The organism is Enterobacter quasiroggenkampii (genome assembly GCF_043972695.1).
Lineage (GTDB): Bacteria > Pseudomonadota > Gammaproteobacteria > Enterobacterales > Enterobacteriaceae > Enterobacter > Enterobacter quasiroggenkampii.
Genome location: NZ_CP143745.1, coordinates 1145545 through 1162135, shown reverse-complemented (window position 1 = coordinate 1162135; position 16591 = coordinate 1145545). Strand labels below are relative to the sequence as shown.

At 44.5% G+C, this 16591-nt stretch carries 15 protein-coding genes and 1 pseudogene; 7 read left to right on the top strand and 9 right to left on the bottom strand.

The features are described 5' to 3' along the window. Window positions 1-141: 141 nt before the first annotated feature. Complete coding sequence (locus tag V1572_RS05550; protein WP_196347064.1) at window positions 142-1149, top strand: LacI family DNA-binding transcriptional regulator; 1008 nt, start codon at window positions 142-144, stop codon at window positions 1147-1149. On the opposite strand, the gene fosA is transcribed toward V1572_RS05550, so the two are convergent. Continuing rightward, complete coding sequence (gene fosA / locus V1572_RS05545) at window positions 1135-1560, bottom strand: FosA/FosA2 family fosfomycin resistance glutathione transferase (protein WP_196347066.1); 426 nt, start codon at window positions 1558-1560, stop codon at window positions 1135-1137. The genes V1572_RS05550 and fosA overlap by 15 nt on opposite strands. Before the next feature lie 199 nt (window positions 1561-1759). Here fosA and trpS point away from each other — a divergent pair, with 199 nt between their 5' ends. Further along, window positions 1760-2761: a tryptophan--tRNA ligase gene (gene trpS, locus V1572_RS05540; RefSeq protein WP_196347068.1), complete on the top strand. Its 1002-nt coding sequence runs from the start codon at window positions 1760-1762 to the stop codon at window positions 2759-2761. Between the two features lie 43 nt (window positions 2762-2804). Here the strand turns inward: trpS and V1572_RS05535 are convergent, their stop codons facing one another. The 4 genes from V1572_RS05535 to V1572_RS05520 all read right to left on the bottom strand — a co-directional run bounded on the left by V1572_RS05535 (window position 2805) and on the right by V1572_RS05520 (window position 5204). Continuing rightward, a complete protein-coding gene (locus V1572_RS05535) occupies window positions 2805-3260 on the bottom strand; it encodes a SymE family type I addiction module toxin (RefSeq protein WP_395299765.1) in 456 nt (151 codons plus the stop codon). 442 nt (window positions 3261-3702) lie between these two features. Continuing rightward, window positions 3703-4188 (bottom strand): Hcp family type VI secretion system effector, encoded by a 486-nt coding sequence (locus V1572_RS05530; RefSeq protein ID WP_395299764.1) that lies wholly within the window; start codon window positions 4186-4188, stop codon window positions 3703-3705. Between the two features lies 1 nt (window position 4189). Next, window positions 4190-4708, bottom strand: a complete 519-nt coding sequence (locus V1572_RS05525; protein WP_179366891.1) for a hypothetical protein — start codon at window positions 4706-4708, stop codon at window positions 4190-4192. Then, complete coding sequence (locus V1572_RS05520; RefSeq protein WP_071788967.1) at window positions 4689-5204, bottom strand: DUF2778 domain-containing protein; 516 nt, start codon at window positions 5202-5204, stop codon at window positions 4689-4691. The genes V1572_RS05525 and V1572_RS05520 overlap by 20 nt, the downstream gene beginning before the upstream one ends. Before the next feature lie 302 nt (window positions 5205-5506). Here V1572_RS05520 and V1572_RS05515 point away from each other — a divergent pair. Next, window positions 5507-6060 (top strand): annotated as a pseudogene (locus V1572_RS05515) (transposase); the annotation flags it as partial. Between the two features lie 132 nt (window positions 6061-6192). Here the strand turns inward: V1572_RS05515 and V1572_RS05510 are convergent. Then, a complete protein-coding gene (locus V1572_RS05510; protein WP_095441787.1) occupies window positions 6193-6501 on the bottom strand; it encodes a helix-turn-helix domain-containing protein in 309 nt (102 codons plus the stop codon). A gap of 551 nt (window positions 6502-7052) precedes the next feature. Here V1572_RS05510 and dndB point away from each other — a divergent pair. From dndB to dndE, 4 genes are read left to right on the top strand one after another with little or no spacing between them, the layout of a single operon-like run. Beyond that, a complete protein-coding gene (dndB, locus tag V1572_RS05505) occupies window positions 7053-8138 on the top strand; it encodes a DNA sulfur modification protein DndB (protein ID WP_126545555.1) in 1086 nt (361 codons plus the stop codon). Continuing rightward, on the top strand, window positions 8135-9769 hold the full coding sequence (gene dndC / locus V1572_RS05500; protein ID WP_126545556.1) for a DNA phosphorothioation system sulfurtransferase DndC: 1635 nt from the start codon (window positions 8135-8137) through the stop codon (window positions 9767-9769). Before dndB ends, dndC begins: the two co-directional genes overlap by 4 nt. After that, window positions 9759-11759 (top strand): DNA sulfur modification protein DndD, encoded by a 2001-nt coding sequence (gene dndD, locus V1572_RS05495; protein WP_395299763.1) that lies wholly within the window; start codon window positions 9759-9761, stop codon window positions 11757-11759. Before dndC ends, dndD begins: the two co-directional genes overlap by 11 nt. Beyond that, entirely contained in the window at window positions 11759-12112 is a 354-nt protein-coding gene (gene dndE / locus V1572_RS05490) for a DNA sulfur modification protein DndE (protein WP_126545558.1), read from the top strand. The genes dndD and dndE overlap by 1 nt, the downstream gene beginning before the upstream one ends. Before the next feature lie 34 nt (window positions 12113-12146). Here the strand turns inward: dndE and V1572_RS05485 are convergent, their stop codons facing one another. The 3 genes from V1572_RS05485 to V1572_RS05475 all read right to left on the bottom strand — a co-directional run bounded on the left by V1572_RS05485 (window position 12147) and on the right by V1572_RS05475 (window position 16590). Further along, window positions 12147-13868 (bottom strand): DUF262 domain-containing protein, encoded by a 1722-nt coding sequence (locus V1572_RS05485; protein WP_126545560.1) that lies wholly within the window; start codon window positions 13866-13868, stop codon window positions 12147-12149. A gap of 227 nt (window positions 13869-14095) precedes the next feature. Then, window positions 14096-14548, bottom strand: a complete 453-nt coding sequence (locus V1572_RS05480; protein ID WP_063152430.1) for a hypothetical protein — start codon at window positions 14546-14548, stop codon at window positions 14096-14098. Next, window positions 14548-16590, bottom strand: coding sequence for an AAA family ATPase (locus V1572_RS05475; RefSeq protein WP_213845423.1), 2043 nt, complete (start codon window positions 16588-16590; stop codon window positions 14548-14550). The genes V1572_RS05480 and V1572_RS05475 overlap by 1 nt, the downstream gene beginning before the upstream one ends. Window position 16591: the final 1 nt, after the last annotated feature.

Below are 16591 nucleotides of genomic sequence, written 5' to 3'. Positions count from 1 at the left end.
GCGGGATAAATGCGCAATTTCCCGCACGAAGAAAAGCGATGCCCCTCACAAAGTTCACGCTTCGATGAATGAGAAACGTGATCGACGGCGCTAAAGCGCGCGGTTAGGGTATGATGCGAAGTCGCGAAAGGGAGAGGACGGATGAAGCGAAAAACGAAAGTGACGATGAACGATATTGCGCGGGCGGCAGGGGTGTCGCAGGCGACGGTATCGCTGGTGCTCAACCAGTCCCGCAACATCAAGCTCAGCGACGACACCCGCCAGCGGGTGATTGGCGTCGCCACCGAGCTCGGCTACGACCGCCTCCCCGCCGTTCACGCCCCGCGCAACCAGGAAGAGATCGCCCTGCTGGTGAGCTCCATGCAGAGCTTCGACCCGTTTATCGACGCCATCAGCCAGGCGCGGGAAGCGGCGTGGCGTAACGAGACCCAGCTCACCGTCTACGACTACGGCGACGACATCGAGCTGGCGCTGAACATCATCCGCCAGCTGGAGAAGCGCAACTGCATCGGGATTATTCTCGCCTCTCCGGTCACCACGCTGGTGGACATGACGGCGTTCCAGGACTGCACCCGCATCCCGCTGGTGCTGCTCAACCAGCGCGACCCCGGCTCGCCGCTGCTGCCGTCGTTTATCCCGGACGACTACGCCAACGCCTTCCAGGTGACTAAACACCTCATCGCCTGCGGGGCGACGCGCATCGCCCACATCACCGGCGAGAGCTGGATGGAGGCCTCGCGCCAGCGTCTGGCGGGCTACCAGGCGGCGCTGCAGCAGGCCGGACTCGCGTGCGACGACGGCCTGGTGCGCCAGACCAACTGGCAGTTCAGCGAGTCCTTTACCGCCACCACCTCCCTGCTGGAACTGGCCGAGCGTCCGGACGCCATCTTCTGCGCCAGCGACTGGCTGGCGATAGGCTGCTACCAGGCGCTGGCGGTGAACGGCGTGCGCATCCCGCAGGATATGCTGCTGGCGGGCTACGACGATCAGAAGATCTCCGAGCAGCTCACCCCGCCGCTGACCAGTATCCAGCTGCCCTACAGCGAGCTGGGACGGCTGGCGGTGGAGTACCTGTGCAATCAGGAAGATGCCGCCACACACGTGACGCTGGCGGGCAGGCTGAAGGTGCGCGCCTCAAGCCTCGTCTGAGGTAAACACCATCCCCGCGTAGGGCTTCTCGCGGCACGCCGCCAGCCGCGCGGCGAGGCTGCCCACGTGCAGCTCCAGCTTGTGCCCGTCCGGGTCGAGAAAATAGAACGACGCACCCTCGCTTTTGTTCTGCTTCCAGACGGTGACGCCCGCCTGCTCAAGCCTTTGCGAGAACGGTTCAAAATCCGCCTCCACGACGGTAAACGCGTAGTGGGTGTAGTCGCTCTCCTGCGGCGGCACGTTCCTGCGCGCCTCATCGTACGACAGGCAGACCCACAGATCGCCGCAGGTAAGATAGGCCCCGGTATTCCAGCGGGCGTGCAGCGCAAGCCCCAGCAGTTCGTGCCAGAAGGTGACGCTTTTTTGCAGGTCGCTGACCGCGAGGGTCAGGTGGTTGAGTGATTGCAGCATGACGTGCCCTTTTGTTTTTCGCGCCGGACGTGATACGGTAAAGAGATGAACATAAACCACGCCGTGCTCACCGTAAACCGCTGGTGGCTGCCTTCTTAAAGGCGGCACGGAGTAGTTTTCCCCATTTTCAGATAGCCGCCGAAAGGCGGCTTTCTCACATCTAAGACCCCTTTCGGCATTACAACGTTAAGGAGTCTTTATGAACGCACCCACCATCCTCACCGGCGACCGCCCAACCGGCCCGCTGCACCTTGGCCACTTCGTCGGATCGCTGCGCCAGCGCGTGGCGCTCCAGCAGACGCACAGCCAGTTTGTGCTGATTGCCGACCTGCAGGGGCTGACCGACAACGGCAGCAACCCGCAAAAAATCCGCGACAACATCCCCGAAGTGCTGGCCGACTACCTCGCCGCGGGCATCGACCCGAACCTGACCACCATCTGCCTGCAGTCCGCCCTGCCCGCCCTCGCCGAGCTGACGATGCTGTATATGAACATCGTCACCGTCGCCCGCGTGGAGCGTAACCCGACGGTGAAAAACGAGATTGCGCAGAAGGGCTTCGCCCGCTCGCTGCCGGTCGGGTTTATGGCCTACCCCATCAGCCAGGCGGCGGACATCACCGCGTTTAAGGCCGAGTGCGTGCCCGTCGGCGACGACCAGCTGCCGATGATTGAGCAGACCAACGAGATTGTGCACAAGATGAACAGCCTGCTGCCCGCCCCGGTGCTGCGCCACTGCAAGGCGATGCTGAGCGACACCAGCCGCCTGCCCGGCATCGACGGCAGCGCCAAGATGTCGAAATCGCTGGGCAACACGCTGCATCTTTCTGCCAGTGAAGAGACCATTCACCGTGCGGTCAGCGCCATGTACACCGACCCGAACCACCTGAAGGTGAGCGACCCGGGACAGATTGAGGGGAACGTGGTGTTTACGTATCTCGACGCGTTTCATCCGGACAAGGACAAGGTGGCGGCGATGAAGGCGCACTATCAGGCAGGCGGGCTGGGCGACCGGGCGTGTAAGAACGAGCTGGAGGCGTGCCTGCAGGAGCTGATTGCGCCGATGCGGGAGCGGAGGGCGGTGTATATGCAGGATAAGGGTGAGTTGATGGCGATGCTGAAGCGCGGGACGGAACGGGCGCAGGGGGTGACGCAAGGGACGTTGAGGGAGGTGAAGGTTGGGCTGGGGGTGCCAGTGTTTTGAAAGTGGTTTAAATAAATATCCCGGCGCAGGGCCGGGATATTTATCAGGCGTTGCGCTTAATTACCGGAATATCGCCGGTGTCGTTTAACGCGCCCGGAAACGTTTTTAACCACTGGGCGACTTTCTGCTTATTTATATTCACCACACTCATGCCTTCCAGGCATCCCCATAATTCTCTTGTATGCTGTGGCGTAATCACAATGCAGTCTTTCATGGCGCGGATTTTCACCGGCATACCGTTGATAAAGCCCGCGCGGGTTAACCACTCGCCGCCCAGCAGAAGATATTTCATGTCTATGCGCGCATAGAGTTCGCAGCAGGCTGCACTGTCTTGCGGTGTTTCCGCGCGTGGATGGACGGGCGCCGCGTTGGGCTGGTTGCCGTGCAGACGGCAGGCGCTGTTTTTGCGTACCAGCTCGCGATTTTCAATCATGCTGGTGAAAGCGTCTGATTCTGTTTTGCAAACAGTAAACTCTGGCTTAAAATTCGTCGCAGCCATTTTCAACTCCTCGATAGTTGGTGGTGGTTAGCGGTATGGGGGTGTTGCAGCACCTTCATATCGCGAATTCTTCTTTAAATTTTCTTTGATACTTCCTTTGCCGTTCGGCGTAATTTCTGGTGCTCATTATACAGGTCTGAATATAAATACAGCGGTTTTGAGTGGGGTAAATTTGAATTTTGCGAGGGGGATTCAGGAAAAGGGTTGGGTCAGGGAAATTACGCAGTGATGACTATCAGAATATAAGGTGAGCGCCCGCATGGACCTCAGAGCAACCATTCGCCGATCTGCGGGCTGGCAATGCGTCGTTTTATTATCAAGTTCGGTGACCGACTGAGCGATCACCTTTAATACGATGGCAGTTACACAGCATTACGGACAGGCTCCTTTGAGAGGATAAGCGTTAATAAAGAGGAGGCACTCAATGCCTCCTTTCTATTTATTACGCTCTTACGTTCCAATCGTCCGTATACTGGACATTACCATCAATATAACGCCAGGTGATTTTGTCATACATCAGGGAAACAGATTCCATGTGGTTGATCTGCGAGTTTCCTGCCATCTTAGCGTTTGGCATCCCTGGGTTAATGCCCGTCACTTTCACACCCTCAATGGTCATGACGAAGTAGCACTCTTCTTGTCCTGCATGGTTAATGCGATACCAGCGAATCTCCGCACTTTTCAACGTTTGACCGGTGGCAACGGCTTTGTATAGGTACGGGCTGGAGCTATCAAACTCCTTTTCAATCATCATCGGAGAATGTGAACGCTTGCCAGTAATCTTCCCGTTGGCACTGTCTACTGGAATGTTCAGACCATGACTAAAGCCAACAATCTCTATACTCCCCTCACGATCCTGAACGTCTACAGCTCCTTTAATGTCTGCGCCGCCATCGTCCTTAAGCCACATGTAAGCCGGAATAGGCATTTTACAAACTCCTTTTAGTTGTGATTTTCTTCGTGATGAACCAGTAGCAAACAATCGTTAAGAGCAACTGAAAGCCCACAATCGCCGCCATTGTGAAATTTGAATACGTTTGATCCGGGAATAAAGACTGATAAGGCAGCAAGCGAAATAACGCCCAAAAAAGGAAGGTAAACCCGAAGATTTTAGCTAACCGTCGCAATGTGGAACTGAACCACTCTCTGGGGATACCAGCTGGACTAACTTTGTGAGTCGCGCCACGGTACGCCGTGGTAATAGCGCTCATGACAGGTACGCTGATTAATGTATTGATTAAGATGCTAAAGTAGCCGTCTAACGATTCCCAAACTTCTGAATCAGGTTCACCTAAAATGAAGCGGGTAAACTTGTCGGCGCTTTGGAAATCGAAAAGCTCCGTAATAGAATTAACTAATCCATCATACGGAACCATTTCAGCAACGATCAGCATAACAACAGCGAAAAGCACTATCTTGATGAATAAACTAAGGGCATGTTTTGCCATTGGAGATCACCTCAATCGTGCCGTATGCCTGTAGCTTCCTCATGCAAGGAACATCTATTCTCTGGCTTCTCAACAGAGCATTACGCAACATGGCAAAGTCAGAATCATGTGGGAGAGTGATACAACCTTCTGATAGTACGCCTGGATGCAAACGGAAATTGCCACGCTTAACGCTCTCAATCCATGTGTAATCGTCGATCCCCCAATCATCACGCCATAATGCGAACCATTCAGAATGTTTGAATGTTGCGCCATTGGCGAAGTGATTATAAATGTCTCTTCCCACTGTGTTTAGCTGTGACTTGAGTCCACCTTGAGGGCGGTCAACAATCCAGTACTTACCCGCTGGTACTGGCCCCTCTTTGGGGATCATTCCACATGCCCCACGATTACGGTAAGCACCATTACCAGAGAAAGCTAAAAACGTGCCTATACCAGGAAACGATAACGGGGAGTAGTACGCATCATTAATTACGAACTTTCCATGTAGAGCCATAGATAACCCTTTTATCTATAATGATTTGTTGGCTTATCGTACTCCTACGCAATCGGACATAAGAAGGTTTTCTTCCGAGAGACCTCTGATTTTCAGACAATAGCCCGCTGGTGGTAAGACAACGTGTAAGGCTGTTAGGCGATAACATCAGAGGTGTGTCAGGAAGCGAAGTTTATCAAGTTGACCATTTACCCTCAGGGGCGAGACCGAACCGCTGGCAGAGTAAGTATCCCGGCAAAAACGAACCATTCACTTTTAGAGATCTTCCGGCATACTGATTATGTCCGCCTGAGGAGCTCGCCTTGCGTAAAGCCCGATTCACTGACCACCAGTTCATTGCCGTTCTGAAGTCCTTCGAAGCCGGACGTGCCGTTAAGGATGTCTGCCGCGAAGCCTGTATCTCTGAGGCCAGCTATTAAAATTGGAAAGCAAAATATGGCGGGATGGAAGTAGATGATATTTAAAAAACCAAAGATCCGGAGGATGAAAATCGTCGCCCAAACAGATGTTTGCCTATTTCAGCCTTGAATGCCGGGCTCTGAAAGACGTTACCAAATAAAAGCTTTAAAAACAGCGATAATCCGTGAACTCGCCAGCTATCTGACGGCGCAATTTGCCATGAGTTTACGCTAGGCCTGCAGGACATTATCGCTGAGCAGGAAGATTTATTTTTACCAGCTCGATGCCCAGATGATGGAGCGGTGATCCAGGCACTGATTGAGCTGGTAGAGCGCTATCCGCGCTACGGTTTTAGAAGTTGTTTCAACTGCTGCGCAGGCGAGGCAATACCTAAAACCATAAACGCGTTCATCTGCTTTACACTGAATATAAATACAGCAGTTTGGTGTGGGGTAAATTTGGAATTTGCGAGGGGGATTCAGAAAATAAAATCAGACGAATTAAAGCAAGACACAAATACTGGGTTTTGGTTCTAAATCACTGGAAAGCCTTTCGAGAGGAGAAAGTACATCGAAGTACTCTATTTTGTTTAGAGCTGCTGAAGAATGTTTTTTTTCTTCTCCGAGTCCAACTTTGGCCAAAGACGGACTAAAGAGGCAAGTTCATCATCTTCTGTGTAGAAGTATGCTACAGGCACTTCAAGAACTTTAGCGAGATGCCGGACGACTTCGATGCTTGCCTGGTGAACCCCTTTCTCGTAGCGATTGATACGAGCGCTCGCTGCAAACTCATCTATGCCAGCCAAAATACCCAGACTTTTTTGCGATAACGCCATGTCTAAGCGCACCTCTTTGAGGCGTCGACTGAAGAGCTGATTGTGGGAATTGGAAGTTTTCATAACTACGATAATCGTAGTTAATGCCCAAAGAAGATACTACGTTTTACGTAGTGCAACCGCTAGAGTGATTTTTACGTAAGATTTTCAAAAATTCTCGAGCACACTCGCAAAACTACGTAAAACGTAGCTTTATAGATTCCAAAGAAGCTACGAATAACGTAGTGTCTGGTTCAGTAATTTTTCCCAAGGGCATATGAAAAATGGTTTGGTACAAAGCATATGTATTAGCGGCTATCAAAAGTAAGGAGGTTTTCCTCGCCACTTTCGGTGTAAGCACCTACACAACGATTAACGCTCTTGGGAGACCGTGGCATAAAGTAAACTTCTTCTATGCCAGACCAATCATATCAATCCAGAGCTCATAAGGCCTAATTGTGACTTCAAATCTTTGGCTCGAGGTTTACATTCAAGAAGAATCAAACACAGCAAACAGTTACGTCAAATCACACGTAAATCTTTAACATTTTGTGTTTTATCATCATAAAAATTTCGTTCTAAGAAATTTTTACGTAAAATGTAACGTAATTCAGTCTACAAACAGGGACTAGATCATGGCTAACTTTGATGCAGATTATTGCTACTCTTTCCCCGCAGTTAGGGGCGTCCAGGCTGGACGGCCATTCTATATCGCCACTTGCCCCATGCGCATCATTCCGAAGATCTTCAGCTTCGATGAAACAGACGTGCCCCCTGAGCTGCGCGCTCAGCGCATCTTAAATAAATCACGCATCCCAGAAATGGTGCGTTATTTACTTGAAAATCCTAAAGATTACGTGTTCTCTGCGTTAACTGCATCCATTGCGGTCGATGTACAGTTTGACGAGTTCGAAAACTCCAACAATCTTGGAACGCTTCGCGTACCAATGGATGCGCAAATTCTTATCAATGATGGTCAACATCGCCGTAAGGCTATTGAAGATGCCCTTTCGGAGCGTCCTGAATTAGGACAGGACAACATCCCCGTATTGTTCTTTGTTGATGAAGGTTTACGGCGTAGTCAGCAGATGTTTGCTGATCTGAATAAATACGCCATCCGTCCAAGCCCATCACTCTCCGCGCTTTACGATCATCGCGACGTAAGCTCGAACCTTGCTCGCTATCTTGCGATGTCTATCGAGCCCTTTATTGGTCTTACTGAACTTGAGAAATCCAGTATCAGTTTGCTTTCGAATAAACTGTTCACGCTAAGCAGCATTAAACAGGCAACACGTGCCCTGCTTGGTAAAGACCCCAAAGTAGGCAGCATTGAGGACAATACGCATATAGCTACGCTATACTGGCAGGCTATTTTCAAAGTTATGCCAGATTGGCAGCTTGCTGCACGTAAAGAAGTGTCTCCGGCGCAGCTTCGCCAGGATTATGTACATGCTCATGGTATCGGTTTGCAGGCTTTGGGCCTTCTGGGCCGTTCACTACTGGCTGAAGAACCTGAGCACTGGCAGGAAAAACTTACGAAGTTAAAATCCTTTGACTGGCGTAAAAGCAATCCTGAGATGATTAAGCGCGCAATGCAGCATGGCAAATTGAGCAAAACCGGCACCGCCATTCAGCTAACTTGCAACGCTTTAAAAATTGCGCTGTCTCTCCCCCTTTCTCCTGAAGAAAAAGAGCTTGAAGCTCAGATGGTTGTATCATGAGTACATTAACTCAGGCCTATGATCTGGCCGACTATGAAGATTTCATAAACGAAGAGCAATTTGCTGGACGTACTCTCGCTGATTTTGTCTCTGAAGTTCAGCGTGTCTACTGCGCAGATAAACGCCCTTGGGTGATTGGCTATAGTGGCGGTAAAGACTCGTCAGCAGTCATTACTCTTGTTTATCTGGCGTTGATGGGTCTTCCGCCGGAAATGCGTACGAAGGATGTGTTTGTCGTTTCCTCTGACACTCTCGTAGAGACGCCGGTTGTAGTTGACCTCATTAAAAAAACGATGCTCCAGATTGAAGCTGGCGCTAAGCGCGACGGCTTACCGATCACACAACATGCTGTAACCCCAAAAACCAACGAGACATTCTGGGTAAATCTGCTTGGTAAAGGCTATCCAGCGCCTACCCGTAGTTTCCGCTGGTGTACAGAACGCATGAAAATCAACCCGGTAAGTGACTTTATCAAAGATAAAGTCAGCCAGTTTGATGAAGTTATCGTCGTTCTTGGATCGCGCAGCAGCGAAAGTGCATCTCGCGCTCAGGTCATTGCAAAACACAAGATTGACGGCTCGCGTCTTGCGCGCCATACCACCCTGTCTAATGCATTTATTTACACCCCAATTGATACTTGGGATGTAGAAGATGTATGGAAATTACTTCGTGGTGCATTCAGATATGCGCCTGATGACATTGATGAATGGGAAAGCCCTTGGGGGGGTAATAACCGCCCTCTGTGGACTCTTTACATGGATTCCTCAGCTCAGGGTGAATGCCCGCTAGTCATCGATGACAGTACGCCTTCCTGTGGTAACTCCCGCTTTGGTTGCTGGACATGTACTGTCGTCACAAAAGATAAAGCGATGGAAAGCTTAATCCAGAACGGTGAAGAGTGGATGTCACCACTTTTGAAATACCGCGACCTGCTGGCTTTCACAACCGATCCAGTAAACAAAGATACCTACCGCAACTATAAACGACGCACAGGTAAAGTGAGTTATCAGTATGCGAAGGATGGCGAGGAACTTACGGCTGAGCGTAAACATGTGCCAGGTCCTTACTGGCTTAAGTATCGCCAGGAATGGTTGAAGGAATTGCTGACGATTGAGCGTGATATGAACGCTCAGGGACATACAATTACATTAATCACTGAACCAGAGCTTCATGCCATACGCCAGCAATGGCTAAAGGATCCCAACGAGCCTGATTGGTACGACACATTACCAGGCATTTATCGCGAGGTTTATGGCAAGGATCTGGACTGGGTTATAGACGATCAATCACGTTTTGACGCCAGCGATGCAGAACTTCTCGAACAAATTGCCCAAGGATTTGATGTTGTCCCTGAAATGGTTATGAAATTAATCGAGCTTGAAGTTTCAATGGAAGGCCTTAGCCGCCGACAGGGGATCTTCGACAAGTTAGGGACGATCCTCAAGCAAGACTGGGGAAGTCTTGAAGAGATAAAACAACAGCAGGAAGCTTTGCAGAAACGAAATGAGCGTGATGTTCATCAGGAAGAAGTAGCAAGCATAGAAGCTGAACTGCAGATGTTGCAGCGGAGAATTGCCGAAGTCAGCGAACCAAGCCTGCTTACCAGTGAGGAAAAAGAACGTGTTAATTAAACAGCTGGTACTGCGTAATTATCGGGTTTTCAATGGAACCCATGTTATCGATCTGGCTCCTAAAAAACGACAGAACGATGATAACCCGCGTCCTATCGTTTTGTTCGGTGGGTTAAACGGCGCAGGTAAGACATCAATACTATCCGCTATCCGCCTGGCCCTTTACGGTAGGCTTGCATTTGGTTCAACAACTCAGCAGCAAGAGTATGTGGAAGAGCTTAGTGCTCTGGTGCACAACGGCTCAACTTTGGGTGAACAACCCGATGAGGCTTCTGTCGAGCTTATTTTTACCTACAACAAAGGTGGTCAGGAGGCTGAATTTACCGTTACCCGCACCTGGCAAAAAGGTAAGCGAGACAAACTGTCATTACAGCAGGATGGTAAACTCATTGAAGGACTTGGCTATGATCAGTGCCAGGGCTTTTTAAATGAATTAATCCCCCACGGCATAGCCGATCTGTTTTTCTTCGATGGTGAAAAAATTGCGGAGCTAGCTGAGGATGAATCGGGAAACATTCTCCGCACGGCCGTGCGTCGTCTGCTGGGTCTGGATCTAATCGAGAAGCTTCGGAACGATTTAACGATTTTCATTAAACGCCAGCAATCAGGTCAACTGGCTGAATCTCAACAACAGAAACTTCTAGAACTTGAGAAACAGATTAAAGAATTGGCCTTTAAGACCGAGCAAATTCTTGAAAAGGCTGATTTCGCTAAATTACGTATTGACCTTATCTCCAAGGAAATTGTGCAGAACGAGACTCTACTAAATGCACAAGGGGGTGCTTTTGCTCAAACAAAAACCCAGGAGAAACAGAAGGTCGAGACGCTTTTAAAAGAAAAAGAACGTCTGGAAAAAGCGCTTCGGCATGAGTGTGATAGCTCACTACCGTATGCTTTAGCTCCAAAAACTCTGGGTCGTTTGCTAGAACAGATTAGTGCGGAGACGCAAATAAAACAGGCAAATAGCTTCGAGAAGGAATTGAATCAATTCCTTACGCAACTCAAAAGCGACATTTCCTTCCGTTCAGGAAGCACAGGCAAAATTGCTGCTGAGGCTATAGAAGATAACCTTAAAACATATCTTGCTGATAAGCCAAAAGGTGAGTTGCTGTTTGACATATCTGAACGTGAAGCTGGAATGATCCAGCAGTCTATCGAACAAGATAGTAAAAAAGCCTGGCAACGTTTTGACCTTTATCGTAACCAGCTGGCAGAGGTAGAAGAACAATTAGAGCAAGCCGCAGCAAACATCGCCCGGGCGCCGGAAGATGATCAGCTGATGGATATTTTTGAAAGACTCCGTGAGCTGGATCGCCAACGTGAAGCTAAGCGGCAGGAGTATCGCTCATTGCTGGAAGAAGCAAAAAATACCAAACAACAGCAACTTGATTGCGCTCGCCAGATTCAAAAAGCTCATGACGCAGCGCGCAACCAGCATAGCTTTAATAGTGCATTCAACAATGCGCAAGAGACAATCAGCTTGCTTGATCGGTACAGTGAACTGTTAACTCAGGCACGAGTAAAAACCCTTTCTGCTAACTTCGAAGTTGCTTACCGTAAGTTAGCCAGAAAAGAAGATTTGCAGCTTAATGCGCATATCAATCCAGAAACGTTTGATGTTGAACTGGTGGATGAGAACGACAAAGTTATCAACCGTAAATTACTTTCCGCTGGAGAGAAGCAAATTTATGCGATAGCGATTCTTGAAGCATTGGCTAAAACATCGGGTAGAGACCTGCCGGTAATCATTGATACTCCGCTAGGGCGCTTAGATTCTCAGCATCGAGATAAGTTAATCAATCATTACTTCCCTTATGCAAGTCACCAGGTCGTGTTGTTATCTACAGATACTGAAGTTGATGAACGGTATTTTGTTGATCAATTGCGTGATGATATCTCTCATGCATACGAGATTATTTTTAATTCTCGAACTAAATCGTCAGTTCTCAAGCCTGGATACTTCTGGAATTTAACGAAGGAGGAAATTTAATGCTTCCTAATAGAATGCAATTAAATCATCAAACGGAAGAGCAACTGAAGCGTTTGAAAACTTACACAGGGTTGACCCCCAATATTTCTGCAAGACTTGCTTTCTTTTTTTCTGTTGAAAGCGGGTTTAGATACGATGAAAAAAATAACAGAGACAAACTTGATGGAAGTTTAGTTTTAGACAAAATAACTTGGCTTGGTGAGACGCTATTGCTAACAGAACTAACGCTGAAAATGTTATACCCGACCTATAATGAAAAGGAAATGCATAAAATATGGGCTTCTCATGTACAAGATGGGATTGCACCTCTAAGAAATTATAAAAATTTAAGAGATTTTACTCAAGCTTTGTAATGAAACCAGCCCTATTATAGGGCTGGTTAATTTTTTAATTACACATATCTGAGTTCAGTGGCCAAATTTTAATTGCCAGATCAGCAAGATAGCTACAACGATTAAAAATTGATTCCTCAGACCAATTTGGTAGTGTAGATATTTGTTTTGCGCTATTGAATTCGGAAGAAGAAAATACGCTTTTCTTTTCATCAAAGACAGAGTTCTTGATTTTTCTATTTTTTCCTTTCTCAAGCAAGATCACATTCCCAACAGAATTAACCCAACGACTGTAAGGTTTACTGAAATAATCCAAATTACTGCCCCATACTTCATGGTTTTTAGGGAATATATGCTCTAGGTCTACCTCTAAGAAGTCAGGAATTAAGGCTTTAGTCGCACCCAGATGTAAATCTACTTTACATGAAATATATTTCAATATTGTCGAACTTTCAGTTTCAAATAGGCTAAAACTTTCAATGAAAGAGCCTTGAACTTTTTCTATCAGCGGAATGAAGTTTTTCAAAACATCAGCATCAGATTTACCAGCTTTAAGATCAGCAAGAATTTTCTTAAAGAGAGAATCTATTTCACCAATACCATAATCACAAACTGTTACCCACCTAAACAATAAATTCAATGATAATTCAGCCAACTTTTCAAGAATACTTTCTTTATTTTTTAGTGCGTAAAGGAAACAAGGCAAATGGATTGTATAGCCCAATAAATTCATTTCGGCTACTTTTTCTGCCCATTTATCGTTGGTATTTATCTTAGGCCAATTAAGATTTGACTTGTTTTTTAGCTTACTAAATGGTTCAGAATTTTGAATAAGCTCACTTAGAAAATTCCTAGTATTGATTTCGTCATTACCAATTTTTTTTCTGATTGTTTGATAAAGCGTTGCTTTTGTAACATCCGTTGATTCGTAAGAGTTCCAGTAAACCTTAATATAATCTACGAAACTTGCAGGAACAGCCTGAATTTTTTTTACCAAGTCATCCCATTCGCAAAGCGCTGCATCTTGATAATTACTCGAAATATTGCTTAAGATCTTATTTTTTAGCAGGTCAGCAACAGAGAGGTCCATCCCCTTTGAGTTAAGAGATTCAAATATTATGTAAGCGTCGAAATCATCTTCAACTGTGATAGTTACGAACTTCAGTTTCGTAATAACGAAGCGGAAAAATTTTTTGAGTTCAGTTAAAGAATTACTACGGCCAAAAAATTCTTTTCTTACTTTCTCTTGGAAAAAACGCTTTGCTTTTGTTATTCTGTTTGATTTATTTACTACATTAGTAAGAACTTCTCGTTTTGATATATCTAAAGCATCTTCAAAATATTTTGAATCTTTGTTATTTGCTCGCAAATAATAGTCATCTTGTTTAATGTGTCTGTTGACGCTTGAAAATAAAGAGTCAGCAGCATCTTCTCTTTTCTCAGTCGTTGAATCAAGATCATCAGAACTAATTACGCCATCAACAACAAGCTTAGAATAATCCTGGATTACAGACAGCAATAACATGAAGCTAATCGTTCTTTGTTGTCCATCAACAATATCATACTGAGTTCCGTTCTTACCTCGACTTGCTAATAGTAACGTCCCCATAAAATATTCTTTACCTTCATTATAAGAGGTAATAATATCAGTCCATAGTTCGCTAAGCTCATTGCTGGCAGTCCATGAGTAATCACGTTGATATCGGGGAATAAAATATCGAGTATCTAAACCATAAAATATCTGCTCTAAGTTTTTGCCATCTGCTTTAATGTTCACGGTTACTCCAAGATTACTCTAACAATAAATACACGAATGAATTATACCACACTATTAAATATGCATATGAATAATAATTGATATATATATCATACTAGTAGAAACCTCAGGTAGTCATCATAACGGTGAATACTTCGTGAGTTAAAATATATTACTTGTATCAAAAGCACCTTAATAATATCAAGGTGCTTAAGAGTTACATTCGAAACCATACACAAATATCAATATTAAGACAAAAGATCTTCAATATTATTGATATCAACAGCATTGTTACTACTCTGCTCATTTGATATCTCAGTCGCAGCACTAAGCATATGAAGAAGAATTACTTCAGACTTATCTTTCAATGGGAATTCATGTAACCAATCATTGATAACATTCATACCAGCATTGACAGCACTTTGAAAATGGTCCCAGCACTGATTTATGTTCTCTTCTCTAAGGCACTCCATACCATTAGTTTTGTTTATACCAATCAAATATATTAAACCTTCCATTTGATTATTAGTAAATACAGTATCTCTGGCTGATTTTCCTCTTGTTTTGATTTGTACATTATCTAAACGCCAGCCAATTGATGCTGCAAAACATGCGAAATGCATATATGTTGGAAAGATCTTGTCTTCATCCACTACTTCGGTAAGAAGATCATCAAATTGGGCATCGAAATAAATTTCCATTAAATTTCCTTAATCAATGAACCTTCAAAATCCGACTCATAAATTGATTGCTGATGAACTATATTTTTGATTTCAATGAGATCAGAGGGCTTTTCATTTTGCTTTTCAGTTTTATGTGAAATAATCAAATATTCTTTGCCAACACGATCTTTTATTGAAGAGTCAACGGTCCCACTCCAATGAGAAGAGGAAAGTAGTAATATCAATTGCTCACAGCATTGAGGTAAAAATATTGCTGTTGCTTGGCGATATGTATCGTCAAGCTCACCGAAAGGGGCATCAATGAAAAATGGTGCAACAGTACCTTTGATTAAAAAACGATTATCTCCTGAAGCCCGTTGTGCACAAAATCCTAAAAGTGCTGAAACAAAGGATAGATTTAAAAGGAGATTTTCCCCCTTACTTTTTGCAACTAAAGAACCATCTGGTCTTGCTAATTTAAAGTCGAAGTTTTCCGTAACTCTAACGTTAAATTCTTTCCTTGAAAAGTTATTCAAAATAACATTTACACTTACTGCAATATTATTTCTAGCTGTTAATTCATAATTCTTTAGTTTCGATTCACATAAACGGACTAGTTTCTCTAACTTCTCAATATCTCGATTATATTTATAAACCAAATCATTGTCTGGCGCATTAGAACTTATCCATCGGTCACATTCACCAATTCTAGTATTAAGTACAGAAATATTTTTTTCAATATTACTCATTCTAATTTTTGCGTTTTCTTTTTGTGTCGATATAGAATGTATCTCTTTATTAATTGTTGCAACCTCTCTTTCTCCACCATCACCTATATCTTCTAATTGTTGTTGGAGGTCAGCTATTTCAAGTGTAGATATTTGTTTTTCTCTTAATAAATTTGCAATCTCCTTATCAATATCTTGGTATGCCGTAATAAATTCTTGTGGTTTCTCAGAAAGATTTCCTATAGACCCTGCAAAATGTACTGCTGCGAGTCTTTTTTGTTTTATATCAGCTGTATTAGCTTTATTCCTTAAGCTTTTGATATGCTCATATTCAGAAGATAAAGGATTAACCTCTCTGCCACAAATGCATAATTTTGCGTCAATAATCTTATTAATTAAACTCTCATCATATGGAGAAGGTATCTCACCCAAAACCTCCTTTTCAGTAATATTTAGCATCGTATCGTTTGCTAATTTATAGCCAAAGAGTATCATTCCATATTGGTAAATTAATTTTTTTTGTTTAGCCATAAGTTCGCTAGTTTTTGCTTCGATGTGCTTTACCCTTTTCTCTTCTGCTTGTTTTTTGTTTTGTATATCAGAGACATTATATACTTTTATATTCTTAAGTCTCTCACTCAGTGCATCTAACTCAATCTGATAATTTTCAATATTATCTTTACAAACTTCTCTAGCAGAAATCAATTCTCTCCTGTCATACTCCAGATCAGTTTTTATTTTATATTTAGCACTATATTCATTATTTTTTTTTGTTATTTTTTGAATCTCTACCTTTCTTCTTGAAATTAATTCAATCAGATCATCCTTTGCATATTCAGCAGATGTGAATCCTAATATGTCTCTTATTGCCTTCCTGAACTTAGTCAAATTATTATTATTATTAATGTTAGCAATACCCTCACCATGGAAGAAAAAATAGTCAGCCATTTGAGAAGGAATAACACTTTGAATAAATGGTAATGCTAACTTAACTTGCTTAATAAATGTACCATTTTCTAATTCGTATACAATAACATCATTATTCTGTGTGCTATTATTATATTCTCGTTTTATATAAAATTCTTTACCTTCATGATTAAATATGATCTCTACAGTAGCTATAATATTTCCTTGACTCAATGAAAAAATATTCACTATTTCACGGGGGTTTTCAAAGTCATTAGTAAAGCGATTATAAAAACACCATAAAATTGCATTTAAAAGAGTGGTTTTTCCTAGACCATTTTCACCATGAATTAAAGTAATGTTTTTTTCCTCATCTGTGGAAAAAACAATAGTGTTACTTCCATAGAATTGCCTAAAGTTGGTGACTATAATCTTGTTTAATTTCATG

Bases quoted from the DNA above. Each gene is read 5' to 3' on its own strand.
- V1572_RS05550 (WP_196347064.1), top strand. From the start codon at position 142: ATGAAGCGAAAAACGAAAGTGACGATGAACGATATTGCGCGGGCGGCA.
- fosA (WP_196347066.1), bottom strand. From the start codon at position 1,560: ATGCTGCAATCACTCAACCACCTGACCCTCGCGGTCAGCGACCTGCAA.
- trpS (WP_196347068.1), top strand. From the start codon at position 1,760: ATGAACGCACCCACCATCCTCACCGGCGACCGCCCAACCGGCCCGCTG.
- V1572_RS05535 (WP_395299765.1), bottom strand. From the start codon at position 3,260: ATGGCTGCGACGAATTTTAAGCCAGAGTTTACTGTTTGCAAAACAGAA.
- V1572_RS05530 (WP_395299764.1), bottom strand. From the start codon at position 4,188: ATGCCTATTCCGGCTTACATGTGGCTTAAGGACGATGGCGGCGCAGAC.
- V1572_RS05525 (WP_179366891.1), bottom strand. From the start codon at position 4,708: ATGGCAAAACATGCCCTTAGTTTATTCATCAAGATAGTGCTTTTCGCT.
- V1572_RS05520 (WP_071788967.1), bottom strand. From the start codon at position 5,204: ATGGCTCTACATGGAAAGTTCGTAATTAATGATGCGTACTACTCCCCG.
- V1572_RS05510 (WP_095441787.1), bottom strand. From the start codon at position 6,501: ATGAAAACTTCCAATTCCCACAATCAGCTCTTCAGTCGACGCCTCAAA.
- dndB (WP_126545555.1), top strand. From the start codon at position 7,053: ATGGCTAACTTTGATGCAGATTATTGCTACTCTTTCCCCGCAGTTAGG.
- dndC (WP_126545556.1), top strand. From the start codon at position 8,135: ATGAGTACATTAACTCAGGCCTATGATCTGGCCGACTATGAAGATTTC.
- dndE (WP_126545558.1), top strand. From the start codon at position 11,759: ATGCTTCCTAATAGAATGCAATTAAATCATCAAACGGAAGAGCAACTG.
- V1572_RS05480 (WP_063152430.1), bottom strand. From the start codon at position 14,548: ATGGAAATTTATTTCGATGCCCAATTTGATGATCTTCTTACCGAAGTA.
- V1572_RS05475 (WP_213845423.1), bottom strand. From the start codon at position 16,590: ATGAAATTAAACAAGATTATAGTCACCAACTTTAGGCAATTCTATGGA.